Origin of the sequence: Bacillus sp. NEAU-242-2 (assembly GCF_027853835.1) — a bacterium.
In the GTDB taxonomy this organism is placed as follows: domain Bacteria; phylum Bacillota; class Bacilli; order Bacillales; family Bacillaceae; genus Bacillus; species Bacillus velezensis.
Map to the genome: position 1 here is coordinate 661,053 of NZ_JAPNNY010000002.1, position 21,911 is coordinate 682,963.

At 46.6% G+C, this 21,911-nt stretch carries 24 protein-coding genes; 8 read left to right on the forward strand and 16 right to left on the reverse strand.

All coding sequences use genetic code 11. The features are described 5' to 3' along the window. Positions 1-21 precede the first annotated feature (21 nt). Positions 22-1,323 carry an HD domain-containing protein gene (locus tag OWN49_RS08345; RefSeq protein WP_025853614.1) on the reverse strand — a complete coding sequence of 434 codons (1,302 nt, stop codon included), beginning with the start codon at positions 1,321-1,323 and terminating at the stop codon, positions 22-24. Positions 1,324-1,483: 160 nt separating this feature from the next. Then, positions 1,484-1,708 (reverse strand): DUF1450 domain-containing protein, encoded by a 225-nt coding sequence (locus OWN49_RS08350; protein ID WP_003151034.1) that lies wholly within the window; start codon positions 1,706-1,708, stop codon positions 1,484-1,486. Positions 1,709-1,912: 204 nt separating this feature from the next. On the opposite strand from OWN49_RS08350, the gene OWN49_RS08355 reads away from it, so the two are divergent. The 5 genes from OWN49_RS08355 to OWN49_RS08375 all read left to right on the forward strand — a co-directional run bounded on the left by OWN49_RS08355 (position 1,913) and on the right by OWN49_RS08375 (position 5,785). After that, a complete protein-coding gene (locus OWN49_RS08355; protein WP_166705903.1) occupies positions 1,913-2,686 on the forward strand; it encodes an RsfA family transcriptional regulator in 774 nt (257 codons plus the stop codon). Between the two features lie 261 nt (positions 2,687-2,947). Further along, positions 2,948-3,262: a PadR family transcriptional regulator gene (locus OWN49_RS08360; protein WP_014306027.1), complete on the forward strand. Its 315-nt coding sequence runs from the start codon at positions 2,948-2,950 to the stop codon at positions 3,260-3,262. Next, entirely contained in the window at positions 3,263-3,817 is a 555-nt protein-coding gene (locus tag OWN49_RS08365; protein ID WP_003151028.1) for an HAAS signaling domain-containing protein, read from the forward strand. It begins immediately after the preceding gene. Positions 3,818-3,914: 97 nt separating this feature from the next. Further along, positions 3,915-4,835, forward strand: a complete 921-nt coding sequence (locus OWN49_RS08370) for an ATP-binding cassette domain-containing protein (protein WP_031378569.1) — start codon at positions 3,915-3,917, stop codon at positions 4,833-4,835. After that, entirely contained in the window at positions 4,832-5,785 is a 954-nt protein-coding gene (locus OWN49_RS08375) for an ABC transporter permease (RefSeq protein WP_077722998.1), read from the forward strand. Before OWN49_RS08370 ends, OWN49_RS08375 begins: the two co-directional genes overlap by 4 nt. Here OWN49_RS08375 and OWN49_RS08380 read toward each other — a convergent pair. The 6 genes from OWN49_RS08380 to OWN49_RS08405 all read right to left on the reverse strand — a co-directional run bounded on the left by OWN49_RS08380 (position 5,775) and on the right by OWN49_RS08405 (position 10,481). Continuing rightward, the gene (locus tag OWN49_RS08380) at positions 5,775-6,611 is read right to left on the reverse strand and encodes a hypothetical protein (protein WP_077722999.1); all 837 of its coding nucleotides are present in this window, start codon (positions 6,609-6,611) and stop codon (positions 5,775-5,777) included. The two genes, OWN49_RS08375 and OWN49_RS08380, sit on opposite strands and share 11 nt — an antisense overlap. Next, a complete protein-coding gene (locus OWN49_RS08385) occupies positions 6,602-7,399 on the reverse strand; it encodes a hypothetical protein (RefSeq protein ID WP_077723000.1) in 798 nt (265 codons plus the stop codon). Before OWN49_RS08385 ends, OWN49_RS08380 begins: the two co-directional genes overlap by 10 nt. Beyond that, positions 7,368-8,291, reverse strand: coding sequence for a DUF6895 family protein (locus tag OWN49_RS08390; RefSeq protein WP_025853619.1), 924 nt, complete (start codon positions 8,289-8,291; stop codon positions 7,368-7,370). Before OWN49_RS08390 ends, OWN49_RS08385 begins: the two co-directional genes overlap by 32 nt. A 48-nt stretch (positions 8,292-8,339) precedes the next feature. Then, positions 8,340-8,519, reverse strand: coding sequence for a hypothetical protein (locus OWN49_RS08395; RefSeq protein ID WP_003151018.1), 180 nt, complete (start codon positions 8,517-8,519; stop codon positions 8,340-8,342). 152 nt (positions 8,520-8,671) lie between these two features. Continuing rightward, a complete protein-coding gene (locus tag OWN49_RS08400) occupies positions 8,672-9,535 on the reverse strand; it encodes a lipoate--protein ligase family protein (RefSeq protein ID WP_176283590.1) in 864 nt (287 codons plus the stop codon). A gap of 46 nt (positions 9,536-9,581) precedes the next feature. Next, positions 9,582-10,481: a LysR family transcriptional regulator gene (locus tag OWN49_RS08405; protein WP_007407666.1), complete on the reverse strand. Its 900-nt coding sequence runs from the start codon at positions 10,479-10,481 to the stop codon at positions 9,582-9,584. A gap of 115 nt (positions 10,482-10,596) precedes the next feature. On the opposite strand from OWN49_RS08405, the gene OWN49_RS08410 reads away from it, so the two are divergent. Further along, positions 10,597-11,574 (forward strand): YeiH family protein, encoded by a 978-nt coding sequence (locus OWN49_RS08410; RefSeq protein ID WP_176283591.1) that lies wholly within the window; start codon positions 10,597-10,599, stop codon positions 11,572-11,574. A 37-nt stretch (positions 11,575-11,611) separates the two neighbouring features. Here OWN49_RS08410 and pta read toward each other — a convergent pair whose 3' ends face one another. Continuing rightward, positions 11,612-12,583 carry a phosphate acetyltransferase gene (pta, locus tag OWN49_RS08415; RefSeq protein ID WP_003151012.1) on the reverse strand — a complete coding sequence of 324 codons (972 nt, stop codon included), beginning with the start codon at positions 12,581-12,583 and terminating at the stop codon, positions 11,612-11,614. A gap of 262 nt (positions 12,584-12,845) precedes the next feature. Between pta and hemQ the strand changes: the two genes are divergently transcribed. Then, positions 12,846-13,610: a hydrogen peroxide-dependent heme synthase gene (hemQ, locus tag OWN49_RS08420; protein ID WP_017418694.1), complete on the forward strand. Its 765-nt coding sequence runs from the start codon at positions 12,846-12,848 to the stop codon at positions 13,608-13,610. 119 nt (positions 13,611-13,729) lie between these two features. Next, complete coding sequence (locus tag OWN49_RS08425; protein WP_017418688.1) at positions 13,730-14,509, forward strand: SDR family oxidoreductase; 780 nt, start codon at positions 13,730-13,732, stop codon at positions 14,507-14,509. 16 nt (positions 14,510-14,525) lie between these two features. Here OWN49_RS08425 and OWN49_RS08430 read toward each other — a convergent pair whose 3' ends face one another. From OWN49_RS08430 to OWN49_RS08460, 7 genes are all read right to left on the reverse strand, one after another. Continuing rightward, complete coding sequence (locus tag OWN49_RS08430; RefSeq protein ID WP_077723002.1) at positions 14,526-15,725, reverse strand: pyridoxal phosphate-dependent aminotransferase; 1,200 nt, start codon at positions 15,723-15,725, stop codon at positions 14,526-14,528. A 12-nt stretch (positions 15,726-15,737) separates the two neighbouring features. Further along, entirely contained in the window at positions 15,738-16,919 is a 1,182-nt protein-coding gene (locus OWN49_RS08435; protein ID WP_077723003.1) for an MFS transporter, read from the reverse strand. Continuing rightward, positions 16,916-18,334 carry an ATP-grasp domain-containing protein gene (locus tag OWN49_RS08440; protein ID WP_025649395.1) on the reverse strand — a complete coding sequence of 473 codons (1,419 nt, stop codon included), beginning with the start codon at positions 18,332-18,334 and terminating at the stop codon, positions 16,916-16,918. Before OWN49_RS08440 ends, OWN49_RS08435 begins: the two co-directional genes overlap by 4 nt. A gap of 17 nt (positions 18,335-18,351) precedes the next feature. Continuing rightward, positions 18,352-19,113 (reverse strand): dihydroanticapsin 7-dehydrogenase, encoded by a 762-nt coding sequence (gene bacC, locus OWN49_RS08445; RefSeq protein WP_038460243.1) that lies wholly within the window; start codon positions 19,111-19,113, stop codon positions 18,352-18,354. Next, the gene (locus OWN49_RS08450) at positions 19,110-19,820 is read right to left on the reverse strand and encodes a cupin domain-containing protein (protein WP_003151000.1); all 711 of its coding nucleotides are present in this window, start codon (positions 19,818-19,820) and stop codon (positions 19,110-19,112) included. Before OWN49_RS08450 ends, bacC begins: the two co-directional genes overlap by 4 nt. After that, on the reverse strand, positions 19,810-20,424 hold the full coding sequence (locus tag OWN49_RS08455; RefSeq protein WP_003150997.1) for a bacilysin biosynthesis protein BacA: 615 nt from the start codon (positions 20,422-20,424) through the stop codon (positions 19,810-19,812). Before OWN49_RS08455 ends, OWN49_RS08450 begins: the two co-directional genes overlap by 11 nt. Before the next feature lie 161 nt (positions 20,425-20,585). Beyond that, the gene (locus OWN49_RS08460) at positions 20,586-21,824 is read right to left on the reverse strand and encodes an MFS transporter (protein ID WP_176283592.1); all 1,239 of its coding nucleotides are present in this window, start codon (positions 21,822-21,824) and stop codon (positions 20,586-20,588) included. Positions 21,825-21,911 lie beyond the last annotated feature (87 nt).

Below are 21,911 nucleotides of genomic sequence, written 5' to 3' on the forward strand. Positions count from 1 at the left end.
TCCTTCTTTACCAAAATCCTTTTATGTCAGTCCCAGCAGCTGCCGGATTTTTAATTTTGCTTCAGGGTTTTCTGAATCATCAAAAATGAGGTCCATCGGATAGTACAGCTTATGATCCGTCCGGCGTTTGCCCGAAATGGATTCGACAATAGCGGACTGCCTGGACAGCTCTTTGATCTGGCCGTTCTGCGTTAACAGATGAATCGGCAGACGCTCCTCCTCTTCACCCGGCCGGTAAAAATCATACGGCAGATCCGATGAAGAATCGACCACTAAATAGTAATTGGGATCAATTCCCGCCTCTTTAAACAGAGCGGTCAGTTCAAAATAAGCCGACATTTCCTCATTGGGGTTAAATTCGGCGTATTGAAACAGCTGGCGGTTAATGAAGCGGCGGCACAAGTCGGACAGAATCGGGTCCTCTTCTTCCTCCCAAGCCTGGAAATAATATAAAATGATGGCTTCATCAAGCTTCAGATAATCCGCAAGCGTCAGCTTCCCTTCAAAAATGGAATAAAAATGAACGGGAGCATGAGTGAATATATACCCTTCTTCATGGAGCTGCTTCGCACGGTGGAGAATTTTCGTCAAAATGACTTCTGCGCTTCTCGTCACGGGATGAAAATACACCTGCCAGTACATTTGATAGCGGCTCATAATATAGTCTTCGACGGCGTGCATGCCGCTTTGCTTAATGACGATCTGGTCCTCTCGCGGACGCATGACCCTTAAAATCCGTTCCATATCAAAATGTCCGTAGCTGACGCCCGTATAGTATGCGTCCCGCTGAAGGTAATCCATCCTGTCGGCATCAATCTGGCTCGAAATCAGGCTGACCACCTGTTTGTTTTTGTATGTTTTGGCAATGACTTCAGCAACATCCTGCGGAAATCCCGGTCCCGCCTTTCTGAGAACCTGATTCACCTCGGTGTCGCCGAGAATGATTTCCCTCGTATAGTCTTCATGATCCAGATGAAAAACCTTTTCAAAGGAATGCGAAAACGGCCCATGTCCCAAATCGTGCAAAAGCGCGGCGCTGAGACAGAGTTCGCGTTCATTGTCATCCCATTCAGGACGCCCTTTAAAAACATCATCAACCATTCGTCTGACAATCTCATAGACGCCGAGAGAATGGTTAAAACGGCTGTGTTCCGCGCCGTGAAAGGTCAAATACGTCGTACCGAGCTGTTTGATCCGGCGCAGCCGCTGAAATTCACGGGTGCCGATCAAATCCCAGATCAGCTTGTCCCGCACATGAACATAGCGGTGAACGGGATCTTTAAACACTTTTTCTTCTGATAATTTTCCGTTTGGATACGCCATCGTCATTCCCTCTTTTTTTTAGCCGTGATTCTATTATATCGGCTCTGTAATTTGAAAACATCCTTGAATTTGTCCGGCGTTTTGTTCCAGTTTTCCGACATTGATTTTTTGAAGCAAAAAAGCCTGACCCATCGGGCGAGGCTGTCGTAAAAATGCACATTTACTTTTTGATCTTCTTTTTCACTTTCTCAATCAGCTCGTCCTCAGTCGGCGCCGACAGCGGGCGGTTGTTTACGAAAGCAAACGATTTTTTGCGTCCGGGCCCGCAATATGACTGACATCCGACCTCCACTTTTGCATCCGGGTCAGCTTCTTTCAAACGCGGCAGCAATGTCTTAATATTGGTGGCCTGGCAATCATCACACACTCGGAATTCATTAGCCATGATGTACGCTTCCCTTCATTCAGTGTTCCTCTATGTTAAATCTTAATTTTAAAAAACGAAAAAAATCACATCACGTTTTATTGTACAAGGATTCATCTTATCCTGCAAGGCTCTGCGTATCTCTCATTCTTTCAGCCAATTTGTATAAATATTTTCCAATCTGGACATTCTAATACCATCAAAGATTATTGGGGGTTGAGAACATTGACAAAGCAAAGACAGGACGCCTGGTCGGAGGAAAATGACCTGCTGCTTGCGGAAACCGTGCTCCGGCACGTCCGGGAAGGGAGCACGCAGCTGAACGCCTTTGAAGAGGTAGGCGATAAATTAAACAGAACGTCGGCAGCGTGCGGATTCAGATGGAATGCCGTCGTGCGCCATCAATATGAAAAAGCGCTTCAGCTTGCAAAAAAACAGCGGAAACAGCGGATGCGCGCGCTCGGAAACGGCCAGCCGGCCAAGAAGAAACTATTATACCAGCCGCCTGCACCGGATGCGGACATCATGCAGGAAACCGCATCCGAAGAGACGGTTCAAACGGAAGCGCCAAAAGAGGATCGGCAAGCCGTCATGTCCGGCGAACATATGCCTTATGTCGATGAAAGCTTCAAGGAAGAGTTAGCTAGTTTATCACATTTGCTGGCGCCTCAGCAGCCGAGCCAAAAGGCGGAGCTCACAATGGCAGACGTCATTCAATTTCTGCAGAGCTATGAAGGCAGCGGAAAGCAAACTTCCGCCCTGCAGATGGAAAATGACCGTTTAAAACGGGAAAACCAAGAACTTCAGTCTAAAACCGAGCAACTGGAAGCAGCCGTCGAAAAGCTTGAAAAAGATCAAAAAACCATTCAGGATGACTACGAAACCTTGGTGAAAATTATGAACAGAGCCAGAAAACTAGTTTTATTTGAAGACGACGAGCATGCCTCTCCGTCCTTTAAAATGGACCGGAACGGCAATTTAGAAAAAATGGCCGAATAACGCAAAAAACCCCTTTCCTTGTCATGGAAAAAGGGGTTTTTGCCATTTGTCAATGACGCGCATCCTGATCTATATTAATGTAAACATTGTTCAGGAGGCCTTCTTCCCGCAAGGGCTGCGCATCTCGGTCCCCGCCCGCACATAAGCATAAAGATTCAATTCCTCATCCCAAATGGTTCTTGGGAATTATTGATCGATCAGCTACTGTGCAATACACTGTATAGAGAATACAATTATTAGATATGATGGGAATGATAGTAAATGAGTAGCCAATTACGAAAAGGAGCATTGGAACTTTGTGTGTTGTCCCTGCTTCTTTATGAAGATTTATATGGTTATGAATTAATCAAGGTCATAAGTGAAACGTTCCCTGTATCGGAGGGCACCATCTACCCCATATTACGAAGACTTACGAAAAATAACTATTTAAAAACGTATACAGCAGCTTCAGATCAAGGCCCGTCACGCAAATATTACAAAGTAACAGAAGAAGGCGCCTTTTATCATCACACATTAAAATCGGAATGGCTTGACCTGTCCGAAAAAGTGAACAGCATCATTAAGGAGGGAAAATGAATGTGTAAAGACCAATATTTAAAACATCTCCGGCGGGAAATAAAAGATCTGCCGGAACTTGAGCAAAAAGAGATACTCGCCGATATCGGCGAAATATTCCAAATGGGCGGCGCTGAAGGAAAAAGCGATGAACAAATCGCCGGCAATTTAGGAAACCCCAAAACACTTGCGCGCGCCTTAAAAGCGGATATTTTCATCAGTGATGCCGAGGAGCAGAAAACATGGCGCTCCTTTTTCAAAGCATTCGGCCTGATGCTGGGTATGGGCATGTTCAACTTCATGTTTATGCTGACACCGTTTCTTTTTGCCTCTGTTGCGGTGTTAAGTTTGATGGCAATCGGCCTGATGCTGATGACCGGATCATTCTTTCTCCTCGTAAAAGTGCCGATTGTAACAGCCATTTTTAACGGATGTATGGTCCTCGGAGCGGGTATGGCGGTGTTTATGGCCGGATTTGATCTTTCGAAACTGATATTCCGCATCTTTTTGCGCTATTTCAAATGGAATGTCAGCATTGTAAGGAGGGAAACCATTGAATCGAAAAATGTGGTATAGCATTGCTCTCATTTTAATCGCTGCCGGCCTGATCGGAAGCATGTTCTTCGGTTTTGACGGCTTTTACCCTAAATCATAAGGAAGGTGTGCACGTAGCATGAGTGAACCAGCCCTGATATTAAAAGATGTCTCTAAAACTATCAATCATACCCCTATTGTACAGTCAATTTCTTTCAATGTGAGAAAAGGTGAGATATTCGGCCTTTTAGGGCCTAACGGCTCAGGTAAAACCACTATTTTCAGAATGATCGTACAGCTTATTAAAAAAACAGAAGGAGCCATTTCATTCAGAGGCAGACCGGACAGCGACTTTGAATATTTTATGAGACATATCGGGGTTATCATTGAAGGCCCGGATATGTATCCGAACATGACCGCTTTGCAAAACCTAAAATATTTTACTAAACTGCGCAGCACCTCGCTGCGAACGGATGACCTTATGAATACCCTTGCAAAAGTCGGACTGGAGCAGGCTGCCCGCAAAAAAGTGAAACATTTCTCATTAGGCATGAAACAGCGCTTGGGGCTCGCTTATTCTCTTCTTCACAATCCCGGATTATTAATTCTGGATGAACCGATGAACGGCCTCGATCCTAAAGGGATGAAAGAATTGCGCACCATTCTTTCCGATTTAGCGAAGCAAGGGGTTTCCATTTTATTATCAAGCCATTTATTGTCGGAAATGGAGGAGATTTGCGACAGGGTTGCCTACATTAAAAAGGGACGGATTTTAGGAATTGAAGACATGAAGAGCAGAAATGACCTTGGTCAGAAAAAGCTGTTTACCGTCACGGTCGATCATCCGGCAAGGGCGAAAGAAATATTAGAGCAGGACGGTATTCTTCAAGTACAGCAAAAAGACAGCCGCATCATTGAATTGGAAGCGGAGGAAGATACCATCCCGTATATCATTAAAACTTTGGCAGAGAAAGAGATTCTGATTTCCCGCGTTTCTGCAAGGACTTTGTCATTGGAAGAGAAATACATGATGATTACAGATCAGGAGGACGCGGTATGAGCATATTTCATCTGGCGCAGAACGAATTCATAAAAATAACCCGAAAAAAAGGCACACTTTTATCTCTTTTTTTCCTGTTTCTCATCGTTTTGCTGGCCGGCCTTATTATGAATCATGAGTTAGATGCCTCCTCGGATAACAATTGGAAAGAACGGCTTCTCGCCGAAAAAAAACAGGAAGAAATTAATAAACCGGCTGAAACGGCAGGCGTTTATTATTCTGCTGATGTTAAGAATAAAGACTATTATTTGGAGCATAACATCAACCCTTATGAATGGAACGGCTGGAGGTTTTTCGGCACCGTTACTTCAAACGGGCTTGAGATTTTCGTAAGCTTAACCGCGATTTTAACCGTCAGCGGGGTTGTTTCTAAAGAGTTTGCCCTTGGGACGATTAAGTTTATCGCTACAAGCCCGAACCGAAGATGGCGGATTTTAACATCGAAATTTCTGGCCTCTCTTCTGTTTACCGGCATGGTTTACTTATTTTACTGTGTGAGCTGTTTGCTGATCGGCGGCGTGTTATTCGGTTTTTCCAATGCTTCATATCCGCTCGTCTTTACTCATTTAAATGACAGTCTGTATACCATCAGTTCAATCAAAGCATCCGGAATCATTCTGCTTTTGCGTTTCATATCAATTATAAGTATTGTCACCATTGCGTTCACTTTGTCAGTATTGTGCAAAAACCAGGCGCTCTCCCTTTGCTTATCCATTTTACTGCTGTTTGCCGGCAGTATATTGGGCGGAACTGATTTGCTTGCCCAATTTACGTGGTATAAATTTACGCTCTTTCCGCATTTAAATCTCGTTGCTTATGTAAATAAAAGTGCGGGTGATGCGATTTCAACGTTAAACATCCCCTATTCCGTGACAGTTATAGCGATCTACTTTCTTATTTGTTTATTGATTTCTTTTTCCGTCTTTCAAAAGAGAGACATTACAGCATAGACAGAGAGGCGGCGGCATAATGAGCGGACGGCAGGAAATACTGACGGTCCAGCAATTTGCCGCTGACCGCCCCTTGGTCCATCGCTAATGGATTCAAATAACCGAAGCTCCCGCTGCTTCGCTGCTGAAAGCGTAGAAATTCCCGCCCTTCCCGTATAAAAAGCGCCTCATCGAATCGGAGAAATTTCATAATGGCTGTGTATTTTGCAACGGCGTCAATGTGATACTTTCTGCACTCGGCTAACATTAAACCTGAAAAAGCAAAATCTGATGTTTTGTACCATTTTGTGAGAAAAGGCTGTAATTCTTTCATTTGCAAATAAGAGACGGCATACAGGGCATCCGCCTGTTCTTTCTGGATGCCGCCCGGTGCCATGAGCAAATCGGCCTCACGTTTCATTGCGGTTTCTAAGAAAACGATCAGTTCTTCCGGGGTCACCGCCCCAAAATAAGCTGCTAACACCATGAGGATCATAGAGGAAGGCTCTGATTTCAGTTCCTCTTGTAAACCGCGGACCATTTGTTCAAGTCCGTTATGAAAAAAGATGCTTTTTGCGGCATCCATCCTGCGGTACACATGATACGCATACGCGAACAGGACCGGATGGCATTCGTGCGTTTTTTCCCAAAAATAACGGTCTAAGAATAGAATAATTTCTTCTGTATCCTTTCTTTTTTCAAAATGATGACATGCCGCTAAACCGCAAAACAGGTGCATGAGATCATCTGCTTCCATTTCTTCCGGCTGCAGCTGAATGTTCTTCCAAAAACCCAGCAGCCATTCTTCTGTTTTTTTTATATTAAAATGTTCCTTGACTATCCGCATGTTCCACACTCCAGATTCAGAATCTCAATCGCCGGCAGAAGAGCCGGAGCACAATGAATGGATGGATTCTCGTTATTTATATGATGAAGAGCCGCTTGACAGCCATAAAAAAATGGATCGATACACGATTGGATAAATAACATATCGCACAGCTGTTTCATTTTTCGGCTGCCGAGACAAAACACAAGCCATTTTTGAATGGAGGCCTTCAAGCCGGGATGAAGCAGATGCTCTCCCTGGTCTAAATGAAGAAGACAGTACTCGACAAACTCCAGCTCGTTTTCAGCTGTTCTTTTCCATGCGTCATGGAGCAAAGGCTGAAACATCGAATTCTTGTAAAAGCGCACTTTTTCATGGTCAGTTGACATTCCCAGCTCATTCAGTAAACCGACGAATTCGGCATATTTAAAATAAGGCCATTCTTTTTTTATAAGATAGCCGTTTTGCAATCCGTGACGTATGATCTGATCATCCGCTTCCATTCCCTGCTTCTTTTTATAAGCTTTTGCCGTTAAATAGATATGAATCAACTCATTGACAATGGCCGTGTTACAGTGAAACAGATCTTCCCAGCATGACTTATCAACGAAAGCGGAGGCAATCCTTTCAGTATGTTCTTTTACAATAGAAGAATGGCTCGTCTTTCTGTAGTATTTGCAGAAGCCGGCAAACAGCTGAATGCTCTTTTGATCCGGAAGCGATTGTTCAGCAAAAGATAATAAAAATTGATCCGTCTCTTCAGCTAATCTGTTCAAGTTAATCGTTCCTTTCTGTTCTAAGACAGGCATGCGCGGCACCCGCGGCGACAAGTGTTGTATGATAGCAATGTTTGAACACATCTTCTCTTCGCTGTTCACCTTTCAAACCGGGTTTATGTTGATAGGTGATGCTCGGGACATTCCCCTCTTTCATTCGGCCCCGATAGATTTTATTCCAGGCTGCTTCATAGAGCGGTTTATGGTTGTCCTTATCCATGTCGATATGTAAAAAAGAGCTGCACATCAATAATTCACTGGTAATATCTAAATTCTCAAGACAGATATAGATCCCGAGAAATTTCAGGACCTTTTCTTTTAAGGACGGCAGATGATATTCTTTATCCGTAAGCGAAGAACATCCCATGTCTGTTATATAAAAAATCGTATGAGTGATGCTGTACGCATCATGATCCGTCATATATGTATTTGGGATATCCTGGCCAGCTGCTGTGTAGTGATATAAGTCAGAAAAGTCCGTTATTTCCGAGGTTACGCCCGCTCTTTGCAGACTGTACTTCAAATCCATTTTTCGAAAGGGAATTTTAGCAAGGCTGCAATCAAAACGCGCTGCCGTGAATTTTTCCAGCTCCCATATCACTGAAGCCTGTGACGGATGATCAGTCAAGGTAAGAAATTCACCCGCAATAGCCAATCCGGCGAGACCGTCCGGATCAAAATGAATAAATTCTTCAAGCTGATCATTACGGAGCCTTTCTGTAATAAACTCCGTTAAAACAGCAACCTCCTTATCATCTGCCTGATTTCTGATCAGGTAATTGGTAAGAAAAATGAGTTCTATAAATGTTTTAAGACGCCATCTGAAATCATTCGCTACTTTATGATTCATATCAAAATAATGGATATTTTCAACAATCCATGACAGTGCTCCCCGCTTAATTTCTCTTATATACTCTTGTGTCACACTCTCACCGCCTCGTCTCAGATGCGTAGGCTCCAAACAGTGATTATCTTACTTTTGAGCGGCTAAATCAGAGAAATTCAAATTCGGGTTTTGATTGTCTTCTTGGCTCGGCACTACAAGCACCCAGCCGCTCCAAGCGAAAGAATTGCCTGATTGTTCCGCATCTCCGGCTAACAAATGTGTCGGGATCGTGATTCTTTTTTCTTCTTTTATTTTTTTAAAGTTCATATCTCCATCTCCTTCAGTTTATAGAATTATTTGGAACCTACATAAATATATTAATCAAATAAGGTATATAATGTAAACTAGTTTTGATATAACGATTCTTTTTCACTATAACTAAATAGTATATAATTACCAAAAACAAAAAAAGCCCGGACTCAGTCCAAGCTTTCCTGCGTGCCGAACACCTTCTCATTCCGTTCCAGCATTCGGGTCAGATTTTTTTCAAATACCATTTCCTCTTCCGGCGATAATCTGGCTGCATACAGGCGTCCGCTGAGTTCCTTCAGTTCAGTCAAAAGCGCCAGCATTAAGTCCTGCACGGTAATGTCCGTTTGCAGCAATTCGCTTAATGAAGCCATCGTTTCGGGCCGGATATCGGGATATACGCCTTTTGTATCGTTGCTTTTGTCTTTTAAAGCGGCTTGATAGAAACGTCTGATCAGATCGGCGCGTTCGCTTCCGCTTTTATCGGCGCAGAGGTAAATCTGAACCGCGGTTCCGCCCCGCAGGCGTCTTTGTGAGATTCCCGCGAATTTTCGGCCGCCGATGCTGAGATCATAGCTGCCCGGACAGTACGATCCTTTAATTTCATATGCTTCAATTTCGGCATTGTGCGGACGCAGCATCCGCCGCACCAGCTCTGTCATCGCCTCGTAGCCTCTGTCAATGTCGATGCCTTTTTTCTCATCTTCAAAAATAAGCGAGATATTCAATACGCCTTCATCGAGAACGACCGCTAGGCCTCCTGAATTGCGGACAATGACACGGTAGCCTTCGTCCTCCAGCAATTTCACGCCGTCCTCTAAAAACGGCAGGCGTGTGTCCTGAATACCGAGCACGATCGTCCGGTGGTGCACCCAAGAGCGTGCCGTCGCAGGCGATTCCCCTTTGCCTACGGAGGCGCACAGCGTATCATCCATTGCGAATGACTGCTTCGCATCAAAATAAGGGCCGAGGCTGGATTGGTCAATGATTCTCCAGCTCGGCTGCATCAGTAAATCAATCGGTTGCTTTCCCATCTATATTAAATCCCTTTCGTCATAGGCTTTCCATGCGTTTATTATATCACTCCGCTTGAGATGATTGAAATTGGCTTTTCAAAAGAGCGATGAAGATTTCTTTGTTTTTTGTGTTCTCCATAATGGAAGATTGGATGATAGACAGTTTCCGTTTTAAGGAGAATCCTTTTATCTCAAGCACGGAAATGCTGCCGTGAAGCAGATCCTTTTGCAGCACGCTTTTTGACAGAACGGAAAGACCCATTCCGCTGATCACGGCTTCCTTGACGCCCTGGTTGCTGCTGATCGTCATCATGGATTTCGGCCGCAGTCCGTTTGATTGAAGGACATGGTCTAAATATTCCCTCGTTCCCGAACCCTTCTCCCTTGTCACCCACGCTTGATTTTGCAATTCGGCAGCCGGGATGTTTTTTCTGCCGGCGAGCGGGTGTCCGTTCGGTGCGGCAATGCACAATTCATCCTCCATAAACGGCTGAATGTCGAGCTCGTTTTTCCCCGTATGCCCTTCAATTAATCCGATATCGGCTTGAAGCATCCGAACCGCTTCGCTGACCTCCTCCGTGTTTCCGATCATGACGTCCAGGTTCAGTTCGGGATACTCGTTATGAAGCTTTGCGAGAAGCGGCGGCAGAATATATTCGCCGATGGTAAAGCTCGCGGCGATTTTGAGCTTCCCTTTGACATAATGATGGTGGGCGTAAATTTCGGATTTCGCCTGTTCGTACAAAAAGACCATCTGCTTGGCGCGCTGATAGAGAATGTCCCCCGTCGGCGTCGTCGTAAAATGCTTCGGAGAGCGGTTCAGCAAAGCGGTTTGAAATTCTTTCTCCAGGTTTTTAATATGAAGGCTGACGCTCGGCTGAGAAATCATCAGCTTCTGCGCCGCCTTTGTAAAGTTTTTTTCTTCCACGACGGCAATGAATGTTTTCAGTTCCCCATAATACAAAAAGCATCGCCCCTAATCATTATTTTTCCTAATCGTTTAGATCATATAAATATATTTTACTAATGATTAAGACCGCAGTAAAGTGGAGTTATCAAGATAATGGGAAGTGACTGAGATGAAGATGATAAAGGGTATTTCAGTTACCGCAGGAATTGCGTTTGCGGCTTCCTATGTCAGCCGCCTGCCGTTTTTGCATATGCTCGGAATGCTTGTCCTTGCCATGCTGATCGGCATGCTCTGGCGCGCCGTATTCGGACAGCGGGAGGCATTAGAGCCGGGGATCGCGTTCTCAAGCAAATACTTGCTGAAAGCAGGCATCATCCTGCTTGGCATGAGACTGAATCTGGCGGATATCTATCATGCGGGCTGGCACGTATTTGCAATTGCCGTCTGCTGTATGATGTTTGCGGGTGCCGTTGTATACGGACTGTCCCGGCTGTTCCGTATAGATCAGACACTCAGCACGCTGACAGCCTGCGGCACAGCGATCTGCGGGGCGGCTGCCATTGCCGCGATCGCGCCGCAGATCAGATCAAATGAAAATGCAGCCGCCATCAGCGCGGCCGCCGTTTCGTTATTAGGAACCGTTTTTACTGTTGTATATTCTCTTGCTTATCATGGATTGGGCTTCTCTCCTGCGGCTTACGGAGCCTTTTGCGGGGCAACGCTTCACGAAGTGGCGCATGCGGCGGCTGCCGGCAGCGCCGGAGGAAAAGCAGCCGTCGAGATGGCGGTGATCGTCAAACTGACCCGGGTCGCGCTGCTCGTCCCGGCCGCATTCATGCTCGGAATGCGGGCGCGCCGCAGCGGAAAGTCAAAGACGGCTTCTGCCGCTTCGCTCCCCATCCCTTGGTTTATCTTCGGATTTCTCGGAATGAGCGCCATCCATACATCAGGCGTTATTTCAGCTTCGTTTTCCGCATTTCTTGTTCAAGTGTCTTATGTTTTAATCGGCATGGCGATGGCGGGTCTCGGTTTGAAAGTCCATATATCGGCGTTTCGTCATAGCGGCTGGCGGGCGCTCGCAGCAGGCTTGATCGGTTCTCTCTCTTTGTCCCTGTTCGGCTGGGCCGCAGTGACGTTCTTTCTATAAAAAAAGCCGGTCCTCGTAAAGGCCGGGCTTTTGCGGATTACAGCGCTTGAGCAGCCGTAATTAACGCAAGATTGTAGACGTCTTCCGCATTACATCCTCTGGAAAGATCGTTTACAGGCATATTCAATCCTTGCAGAATCGGTCCGACCGCTTCAAAGCCGCCTAAGCGCTGAGCGATTTTGTAGCCGATGTTTCCCGCTTCAAGGCTTGGGAATACAAATACATTCGCGTCTCCTTTAATGTCGGAGTCCGGCGCTTTTTTCTCCGCGACAGACGGCACAAATGCAGCGTCGAATTGGAATTCGCCGTCAAGCGTAAGCTCAGGCGCTTTTTCCTTCGCAATTTTCACGGCTTCAGCCACTTTGTCCGTCTCGTCTGATTTCGCCGATCCTTTTGTAGAGAAACTGAGCATGGCAACGCGCGGGTCAATGTCAAACATTTGAGCCGTATTGGCGCTTTCAATGGCGATTTCGGCAAGGTCCTGGCTGTCAGGAGCAATGTTGATCGCACAATCAGCGAACACATACTGCTCGTCACCGCGGGCCATGATGAAGACGCCTGATGTTTTTTTCACGCCTTCTTTTGTTTTAATGATTTGCAGTGCAGGGCGCACCGTATCGGCTGTAGAATGTGCAGCTCCGCTGACAAGTCCGTCTGCGAGACCTTTGTACACAAGCATCGTGCCGAAATAGTTTTCGTCCAGCAAAGCTTTGCGGGCCTGTTCTTCCGTCGCTTTGCCTTTGCGGCGTTCTACGAAAGCCTGAACGAGTTCTTCCATGCCTTCATATGTATGCGGGTCAAAAATGTCCACGCCGTCAAGCGTAAGATTTAATTCTTTCGCTTTTGCTTGAATGTCTTCTTTATTGCCGACCACGATCGGCTTTAATACCTTGTTGCCCGCCAAGTTGTTGACCGCAACCAGGATACGTTCGTCCAACCCTTCAGGAAATACGATTTTCACATCTTTTCCTGCGACTTTTTCTTGTACTTTTGTAAATAAATCTGCCACGATATTCCCTCCTCTATGTTGACAAAAAACGCTTACTTTTACAGCATACTCTTCTTCCAGCTAAATTCAAATAACCAACTTCTATTATAGCGCTTTCAAAAAGAAATCTTATTTTTCTAACTAATTTAATTGACGGTTTGTTTCACGGCTTAGTTTCTGACACAAGGCTTCGGATTATTCAAGGTTTCTCCACAGCCGAAACGGTTAAACTGTGATATAGTGAAGGCATCAATGTAATGAAAAGATATAGGAGTGAAGATACATGAGTGAGCAGCAAAAAACGAACGAAGCCGCCCAAACGCTTGACGGCTGGTACGCGCTTCACGATTTCCGCACAATGGACTGGACGTCATGGAAGATGTTATCCAGCGATGAGCGCCTGTCGATTATTCACGAATTTACGGGACTGCTTGAAAAATGGGGTGTCGCCGAAAAAGAAGGAAAAGGCTCGCAAACGATCTACAGCATCGTCGGACAGAAAGCTGATTTCATGCTGATGATTCTTCGCCCGACAATGGAAGAGCTGAACGAAATCGAGCTTGAATTTAACAAATCAAAGCTTGCTGAATTTACAATCCCGGCTTATTCTTACGTGTCCGTGGTTGAGCTGAGCAACTACCTCGCAAGCGGAGAAGGCGATCCGTATGAAAATCCGCATGTCCGCGCCCGCCTGTATCCTGAGCTGCCCGAAGCGAAATACGTCTGCTTCTATCCGATGGATAAAAGAAGAAGCGGCAATGACAACTGGTACATGCTTTCTATGGATGAACGCAGAAACCTGATGAGAAGCCACGGCTTGATCGGACGGAGCTATGCCGGCAAAGTCAAACAGATTATCACGGGATCTGTCGGTTTTGACGATTACGAATGGGGCGTCACGCTCTTCAGCGATGATGTGCTTCAGTTCAAAAAGCTTGTTTATGAAATGCGCTTTGATGAAGTCAGCGCGCGCTACGGCGAATTCGGTTCATTTTTTGTCGGAAACCGCTTGTCTCTCGACACGCTTCCGAAGTTTTTGCATGTGTAACACCCACCCGCCTGTCCGGCGGGTTTTTTATTTGTCAGAATTTAAATAAAATTTGCTATTTTTATCATTTTTTTTTACGATGTAAAGGAGATTCCATTTTGGTAAAGGGGTGCAGACAGTTGTCAAAACGAACCGCATTTATTATGGGAGCCAGTCAGGGGATCGGCAGAGCGATCGCTCTGAAACTGGCTGACAATGGCTTTCATACCGTCATTAATTCACGAGTTCCCGAAAATATCGAATCGGTAAAAGAAGAGATCCTCGCCAAACATCCGGATGCGGGCGTCACCGTTCTGGCCGGCGATATGTCGGACCAGAAGGCGAGAGCCGGCATTTTTGAAGAAATCAGATCACAATGCGGACGGCTTGATGTATTGATCAACAACATTCCGGGCGGCTCGCCGGATACCTTTGAAAACTGCGATATAGAGGATATGACAAATACCTTTACGAATAAAACGATCGCCTATATCGACTCTATGAAAACGGCCGCAGCGATCATGAAACAGCACGAATTCGGCAGAATCATTAATATCGTCGGAAACCTATGGAAAGAACCCGGCGCCAATATGTTTACCAACAGCATGATGAACGCCGCTTTAATTAATGCCAGCAAAAACATCGCCATTCAGCTTGCGCCTTTTCACATTACTGTCAACTGTCTGAATCCCGGATTTATCGCCACAGACCGTTATCACCAATTCGTGAAGAATGTCATGAAGCAAAACGGCATTTCTAAAGCGGAAGCGGAGGAACGGATTGCCTCAGGCGTCCCGATGAAGCGTGTCGGAACTGCGGAAGAAACCGCGGCGCTGGCTGCCTTTCTTGCCTCTGAAGAAGCCTCCTATATTACCGGACAGCAAGTGTCAGCCGACGGCGGCAGCATGAAAAGCATATAATAAAAACATCCCGCTCTCAGCGGGATGTTTCTTGTAATGAAGGAAAGGACAAACCTAGCTTTTGAATCCGCAGCACGAATTCCCTTAAATCGCCCTGTTTTGCCACCATTGATATTCTGACATAACGCTTTCCGCCGCTGCCGAAAATCTCGCCGGGCGTCACGACAACATGGGCATGCTCCAGCAGATAGTCCGAAAACTGGTGTGATGACTCGAATTCATTCGGAATTTCAGCCCAGACATAAAAAGTCCCTTTCGGTTTTTCAATGCTCCAGCCTAATTCCTTTTCACATAACGCCGTGAAAAAATCAATCCGTTCTTTATAAGTGCGCTTCAGACGCTCCGTATGCTCAGGATTTCCTGACAGCGCCGCCGCTGCCGCCTGCTGAAGGCCGCCGAACATGCCGACGAAGACGTGATCCTGAAACTCATTGACCGCCTGAATAATTTTCTCATTCCCCACGGCAAATGCCATTCTCCAGCCTGCCATATTGAAGGTTTTCGAAAATGAATAAAGCTCCGCGCCGACTGTTTTTGCTTCCTTCGCCTGAAGAAAGCTGGCCGGGTTCTGATCAAATTCGAACGCGCCGTATGCAAAATCGTGAATAAGATGGATGTCATGACTTTTTGCAAACGCAGCCGCTTTTTCATAAAACGCCTGATCCGCAGTCGCGCCCGTCGGGTTATTCGGGTAATTCAAAAACATCAGCTTCGCTTTTTTCAGGACGGCGGGATCAATCCGCTCAAAATCCGGCAGATAGCCGTTTTCCGGATGAAGCGGCATCTCATGCAGCTCCGCTCTGGCCATTGTGATTCCCGATAAATACTCAGGGTAGCCGGGGTTCGGGACTAAGGCGATATCGCCGGGGTTCAGCAGGCATTGCGTCAAAACGTACAAACCAGCTTTCCCTCCGCCGAACAGCGCGATTTCTGTCTCCGGATTGACCGATACCCCGTACTCTCTCTCATAAAATTCCGCGATGGCTTCTTTCAGAAACGGATAGCCTCTGAACGGGCCGTATCCGTGATACGAAGGATTCAGCGCAGCCTCCCGCAATGTTTCAACGATATGCGGCGGAGTGGGGAGATCGGGATTCCCCTGCCCGAGATTAATGATCTGGGCTCCTGTTTTCTCCATCTCTTTTACCTTTTGAAAAACGAGCGAAAATTCCTGTTTCGGAAGTGTCTTGATGACGTCGGACGGTATGATTTCCATCTGAAAGGCTCCTTATAAATGAATTTGCTCTGATTCGTTATTCCGTTCTGAAAAGGATTTATTGACCAGTTTTGTATGCAGAAACAGCCCGCTGACCAAAAGGACGATAAACGCCATGATGACTGCCGCGTCTACAATGTTGATCAACATGGAACCGACGGCGATGCACAATCCGATGGACGCCTCCGCCACCGAAAAGATCCGGCCCTGAATCTGGTTCGCCGCGTTCTCCTGAACTTTGACCTTCGCCAGCACCTCACCGTATTCCATTGCGATAAAGAAAAGAATGGCGGCAATGACTGACACGGCGAAAATCGGGGTAAACAAAAACAGCGCAAGCGAGACGATCGATAACACTGTAAAATACATCAGCCCTTTATTGTTGTTAAAGCCCCATTTGCTGACAAGAGCGGCGCCGATAAAGCCGCCGAAGCCGATACAGAACGTCAGGATGAAATTGCCGATTTCCCCGTCGCCTAAAAAGCGGCTGACAATCGGGAAATAGCTGTAGACGACACCCCATAAAAGCGCCATCGTAATCATCGTGAACATGGCGTTTAACACAAAAGCATTTGTTTTGATTTCCTTCAGGCCTTCTTTAAACGACTGAAAAGCTTCTCTTACGTTTTCTGACTGAATCGGCACGTATTGAAGCTTAATGCGGCTGATGAACAACGCGGAGACAAGATAGGTCACCCCGTTAAACGCGACGGCAAGCTCCACAGAACCGCCTAACAGAAAAAGTCCGCCGGCTGCAGCGCCGACAATAATCGAAATCGTCGTGGCTTTTGCAAACAAAGTGTTGATATTTTTAATATCCGCTTCTAAAGACGACATGACCGCGAGACGTGCCGGGTTAAAGAACACGCCGCTTCCGTAAGAAATAAACAGCAGCGCCAGAAAAAGCAGCGGATATTCGCCTTTCGGGAGAAATGTCAGCCCCAAAAAGATGACACCTCTGATCACATCCGTCCACAGCATGATTTTCACCCTGTCGAGCCTGTCCACGAGCACGCCTAAAAACGGCTGAAACACCATCGGAATGCTGCGGACCGCGATAACGCCGGACGTCACCCAGTAGTCATGATAGTATGTAGACAAAATGAGCAGGGCCGGGAGAACGCAATAGTCTCCCATAAACGAAAGCGCCTGCCCGAAAAGCAAATACTTAGAGTTCGGTTTCAGCTGTTTCATACCGGTAACGCATACTTTGCAGTCAGCTTCGCCTGCTGCTGAATTTGTTTGATTGATTCGGCCACGTCACCCGAATTGCTTCCTTTCAGCTCGAACGCCGCAATGCTGTTGAACGCTTCGAACAGCCGCAGATCCACGGACGTACCCGCCTCGGCCGCCGAGAAAGAAACGATTTCGGTATCTCCCTTTAAGACGCCGTCGGGAATGTCAATGCTTTCAATGACGAAATCGACAGCCGTCTCAGGCAGCTGGCCGTTCTCTTTGAAATGCTGAGGATACAAGTGGCAGTCGGCGACATAGCACGGCTCCTGCTCCAATAATCCTTTCGGCAGATCGGCTTCTTTTCCGAAACAGAGAACATCCAATAACAGCTGCGCCATATCGACGCCGAAGACCTTTTTAATATTCGGAATCATGTTCCATCCCGCAAATCGTGCCGCTGATTCAATCAATCCGGCTTCCCGGTTTTTCATTAATTTTATTTCTGTATGTGTCGCGCAGTTTTCGAGGCCGAGTCCTTCATTCGCCTTTTTGGCAGCTTCGACGATTTTCCGCTTCGCGTCATCATCCAGGATGGACGGCGTAATATGCGATGTCTCCGTGAATCCGATTTGCGGTGTTTTATCATGAATCGCGACAGGGAAGTATTCCCCGTCGGCCATGATGCCTTCTATACTGATATAGTCGGAATAACCGCTTGTTTCGTACCAGTCGTCATACTCGCCCTGCAAAAATTCTTCCGCGATAAAAGGCGCTTCAAACGTGACCGCTTTCGGTACGTTAATCGACTTCAGGTATTCATTGACTCTGTTAAATTCTGCTTCTGCCGTTTCCCTCTCTTTGATGAGCGTCACGCCGATGGAGCTCGCCAGATATGTAGGCTTCAGAATAAGCGGCGTTCCGATTTCCTGAAGCGCGGCGCGGAAATCTTCCAGCGTCGTCACCCGTTTGTTTTTGATAGACTTGACGCCGGCCCGGTTGAAGGCGGCTCTCATTTTGTTTTTATCTCTGGCATTTTCAGCCGCCTGTACGCCCGCTCCCCGCAGGCCGAGACGTTCACACGCTTTTGCCATCGGAGCGATAAACAGTTCATTGTTGGTCGTAATGGCGTCAACCGCGAACATGTCAGCCACCTTGACGATTTCTTCGACGACTTCTTCCTCAGGTTTGTCATGATCTTCATGAGCCCAGTAAATCGAATCGGGATGCTCAAAATCAGCCAGACTCTTAAAATAGTCTTTATCTTTAATGACCGCAATCGAGTATTTTTCAATTAATGCCGCATGAGAGGCTGTAATTGCAAAAGGTCTCGGAATAAAGCTGACGAGGTTGTATTTTTCGGCTGCGCTTTTGTAAAACATATGCGGCGGGCATCCCCCAAGGTCAGCGATAACCAATACTGTTTTTCTCTCCATATGTAAACACTCCTTCTCTATTGTGCGGTGTATCCACCGTCTGCGGTGATCGCGCTTCCGGTCATATAGCTTGATAAATCCGAAGCGAGAAACAGCATGACGTTCGCTATTTCTTCAGGCTTGCCGAGTCTCAGCAGCGGATTGACTTTCGCTTTTTCTTTTTTGATTTCTTCAAGCGTGCCTTCGTTGTTTTCAAGGAACGACTTTTCATTCAAAGGTGTGTCAATGATTCCCGGGCACACGCAATTGACGCGGATGTTGTGTTTGGCGTAATCGACGGCCATCGAACGCGTCAGCTGCAGTACGCCGCCTTTAGAGGCGTTATACGCGGGAATGTCGGGCCATGCGACGACTCCTCCGACGGAGCACGTGTTAATGATATTGCCCTTGCCGCTTTTGAGCATATACTTGAGCGCGTGCTTGCTCATAAGAAACATGCCCGTCAAATTGACGTTGAGCACTTTGTCCCAATCGCTCAGCTCCATCTCATGAATCGGGGCGACAATCTCGATGCCGGCGTTATTGATTAACACATCCAATCCGCCGAACTTGTCAACCGCTGACCGGATGGCGTTTTGACATGCCGGTTCATCTGTAATATCCGTCCGGACAAAATGCAGCCTGTCATTGTTTTCTTTCCGGATCATCGCTTCTCCCTGCGCTTCATCAATATCTGCGACGACCACATTCGCCTCTTGATTCAGAAACGCCTGAACCGCGGCATAACCGATGCCTGATGCGCCCCCTGTGATGAGGACGGTTTTATCCGTCAGGTTCATGACTCTTTCGCCTCTAATTTTTTCGCTTTTGCTCTGTTATAGCGCGGAGGGAAAAAGATATTGACTGATTTTGAATCTTTTTCAAATCTGTTGATGGCGCCGTGATCTTCTCTCGGATCGCAGAAATAAGCTGTGCCGAATGTCATATCCACTTTGCAGCCTTCAATGGTCATATCATAGCCGCCGCCGATGCAGATGCCGATCTGTTCATTGCGGTGTTTATGGAACGGCATTTCTCCTCCGTTGCCCGGAATGTTGGCAAGCATAATTTCCACCCAGTCTTCCACGAAGAATGTGACTTCCATCCCAGGCAATAAGTCTCTTGTTTTAAAAATATTCAAAAAATAATCCTCAGGGCTTGTATAGGTTTCACCGGCTTTCAGGCGTTTAATATCAATGGCGATCACTTCTTGATCCGTCTCGTTTCTTGCGCCGTGAGGCACGTTAGGAGGCGCGATATAGGCTGATTCCAGCGCTGTCATCTTTCTTGTGACATCTCCGACAGTCATGGACAGCTCGCCGGAAACGACAAGGCCGATTTGGACTTCCTTATGCTGATGCGGTTCCACGTTTGTATGCGGCGGAACGTAAGAAAGCAGAACTTCCGTATCGCCTCTGACGGACGAATATTGTCTTACTCCGTTATCCCATTCTATTAATTTAGGCGTCGGGAAATAAAGTTCCTGCAAATCTTGTTCAGTTTTCATCATGAATCTCTCCTTTTCCGAATAATGACCAGCTCATGGGAATGCTTTTAAATGTTTTGACAAAGTGAAGGCCGTACTTTTGTCTGGCCAGCTCATTTGTCAGCGCGATGTCGGACAAACCGTCCTTCACTCTTTTCGCGGCTGCGCTCGTTGAGTTCACCAGATCAAACGTGACATCTTTACGGGTAAAATACTTAATCAAATTGATAGGAGACGGGTGGGATACGATGACAGTCTTATCAAGCATGTCATCTGTATATTCAAAACCGGGCCGGACAGCCAGGCCGTACATCGGGGTGTCGCACCTGAAAATTTGCAGAAGCTGCAGATCCGGTCTCATGTAGAAGTGCTTAATGCCGTCATACGCGTGAGGCACAATTGTGTATTCCAGCGGACTTTGAAGCGTTTTTTCAATGCACGATTCAAATGTATCATGCAGTGATAATTTGCTGTTCACCCCTTGGAGAAGGGTGAAATTGGTGATGAAGTTTTTTGCTGCGTACTCACTGCTTGTCCCTTCAGGACCGAGCGTGTTGATCGTAATCAGTTTAGATATTGAATAAGCCTTGCTTTTTGTTTGAATGCTATTATCCAATATAATCATGAGCACCAACCAATCTGTTAAATTTTAAGTAAATATTATCCATAGACGTTCAAGCTGTCAATATTATTTGAAAATATTGATAATTATTCCTATATATTAGAAAACACCTTATGATATAAGGTGTTAAAAATTAACATTTACAAAATTATAGAAACTTTATTTTACCGATACAATGATTGGTCGGTCTTATGCTCATATTTCCCGTACCTTCTGTATGCGAAAACGCTGAGGACAAAGCCGATGAGGGTGACGGCCGCACAGATAAATCCGACAGCTGCATATCCGTATCCGCCATAGACCGGACCCATGACAGCAGAACCCAAGGTGACGGCCAAATTGGATGCCAGACTGTAAAATGCCATGATTTTGCCCCGGCGGCTCTGTGAGCAATCACTTAAAATAGTGCTGAGCAAGGTCACCGTCAGGCTTTGCATCAACCCCCAGACGAATAACCCGATGACCAAAAACGGCATTGATGACGGCGCATAGGCGAGACAGGAAAGCCATATGCTGATCACGGCCAATGCCGCGATCAAAGAGCGCATTTTCCCCGCCTTATCTGCGATTTTTCCGGTGAACACGCTCATGGAAAAACCGATTCCGTACACCATGATCAGCAGCCCTGAAGCTGTATTCCCCCCCGGCAGCACGCGGTGAAGATATGTGCCGAGAAAGGAATACATGCCGTAAAAACCGATCATGTTGCAAAAAGTGATCGTGAGGTATACAGGGACACGGGGCACCTTCAGCGCATCCCGGAAAGTGCCTGCCTGCCGTCCGTTTTCCTCTTCTGTTTTATCCCCATCCGCCGTGCTGCGGCGCGCCTCAATGAAAATGAGCGAAGCAACGAGGACAGACATGAGGGCGAAAATCCAAAACGTCCACCGCCAATTCAAAACGCCGCCGATAAAAGAGCCGATCGGAACACCGAAAATCAAAGCGAGCGACCAGCTTGACACGATCAGACCCATCACCTTGCCGCGGTACGCATAAGGCACACGGTCGCCGACCACCGCATATGCTGTCGGCACAAACGCACCCGCCGCAAGCCCGGAAAGCGCCCTGCCCAGAAAGAAGAAAAAGAGATTGTGCGCCAGCGCGCAAATCACCGTGCCGGCCGTAAATATAAGCAGTCCCGCCAGCAGACTGAGTTCCCGGGAATATTTATCTCCCAGCGGAACGAGAAGCGGCGCCCCGATAAAAATCATCACTCCGTAAATACTGATGGAAAGCGCCAGCACACTGACATCCGAACTGAAAGCCTGCGCTAAATCCGGAAGCAGCGGAGAAATCACCAGCTCTTCAGAACCCGCGGCAAATACGCCTAATGTCAAAGCAAGCGCGAGACAGACCGGAAATCGGCGTTTCGTTTCGATGTGATCGGTTTGTTTGCTGTTCATGCTCTTTGAACACCTCTTCCGTAAAACTTTTCTACCTTTTGTTGTTTTATAGTTTAGCATCCTTATATTTCATTTTACATTTCACAT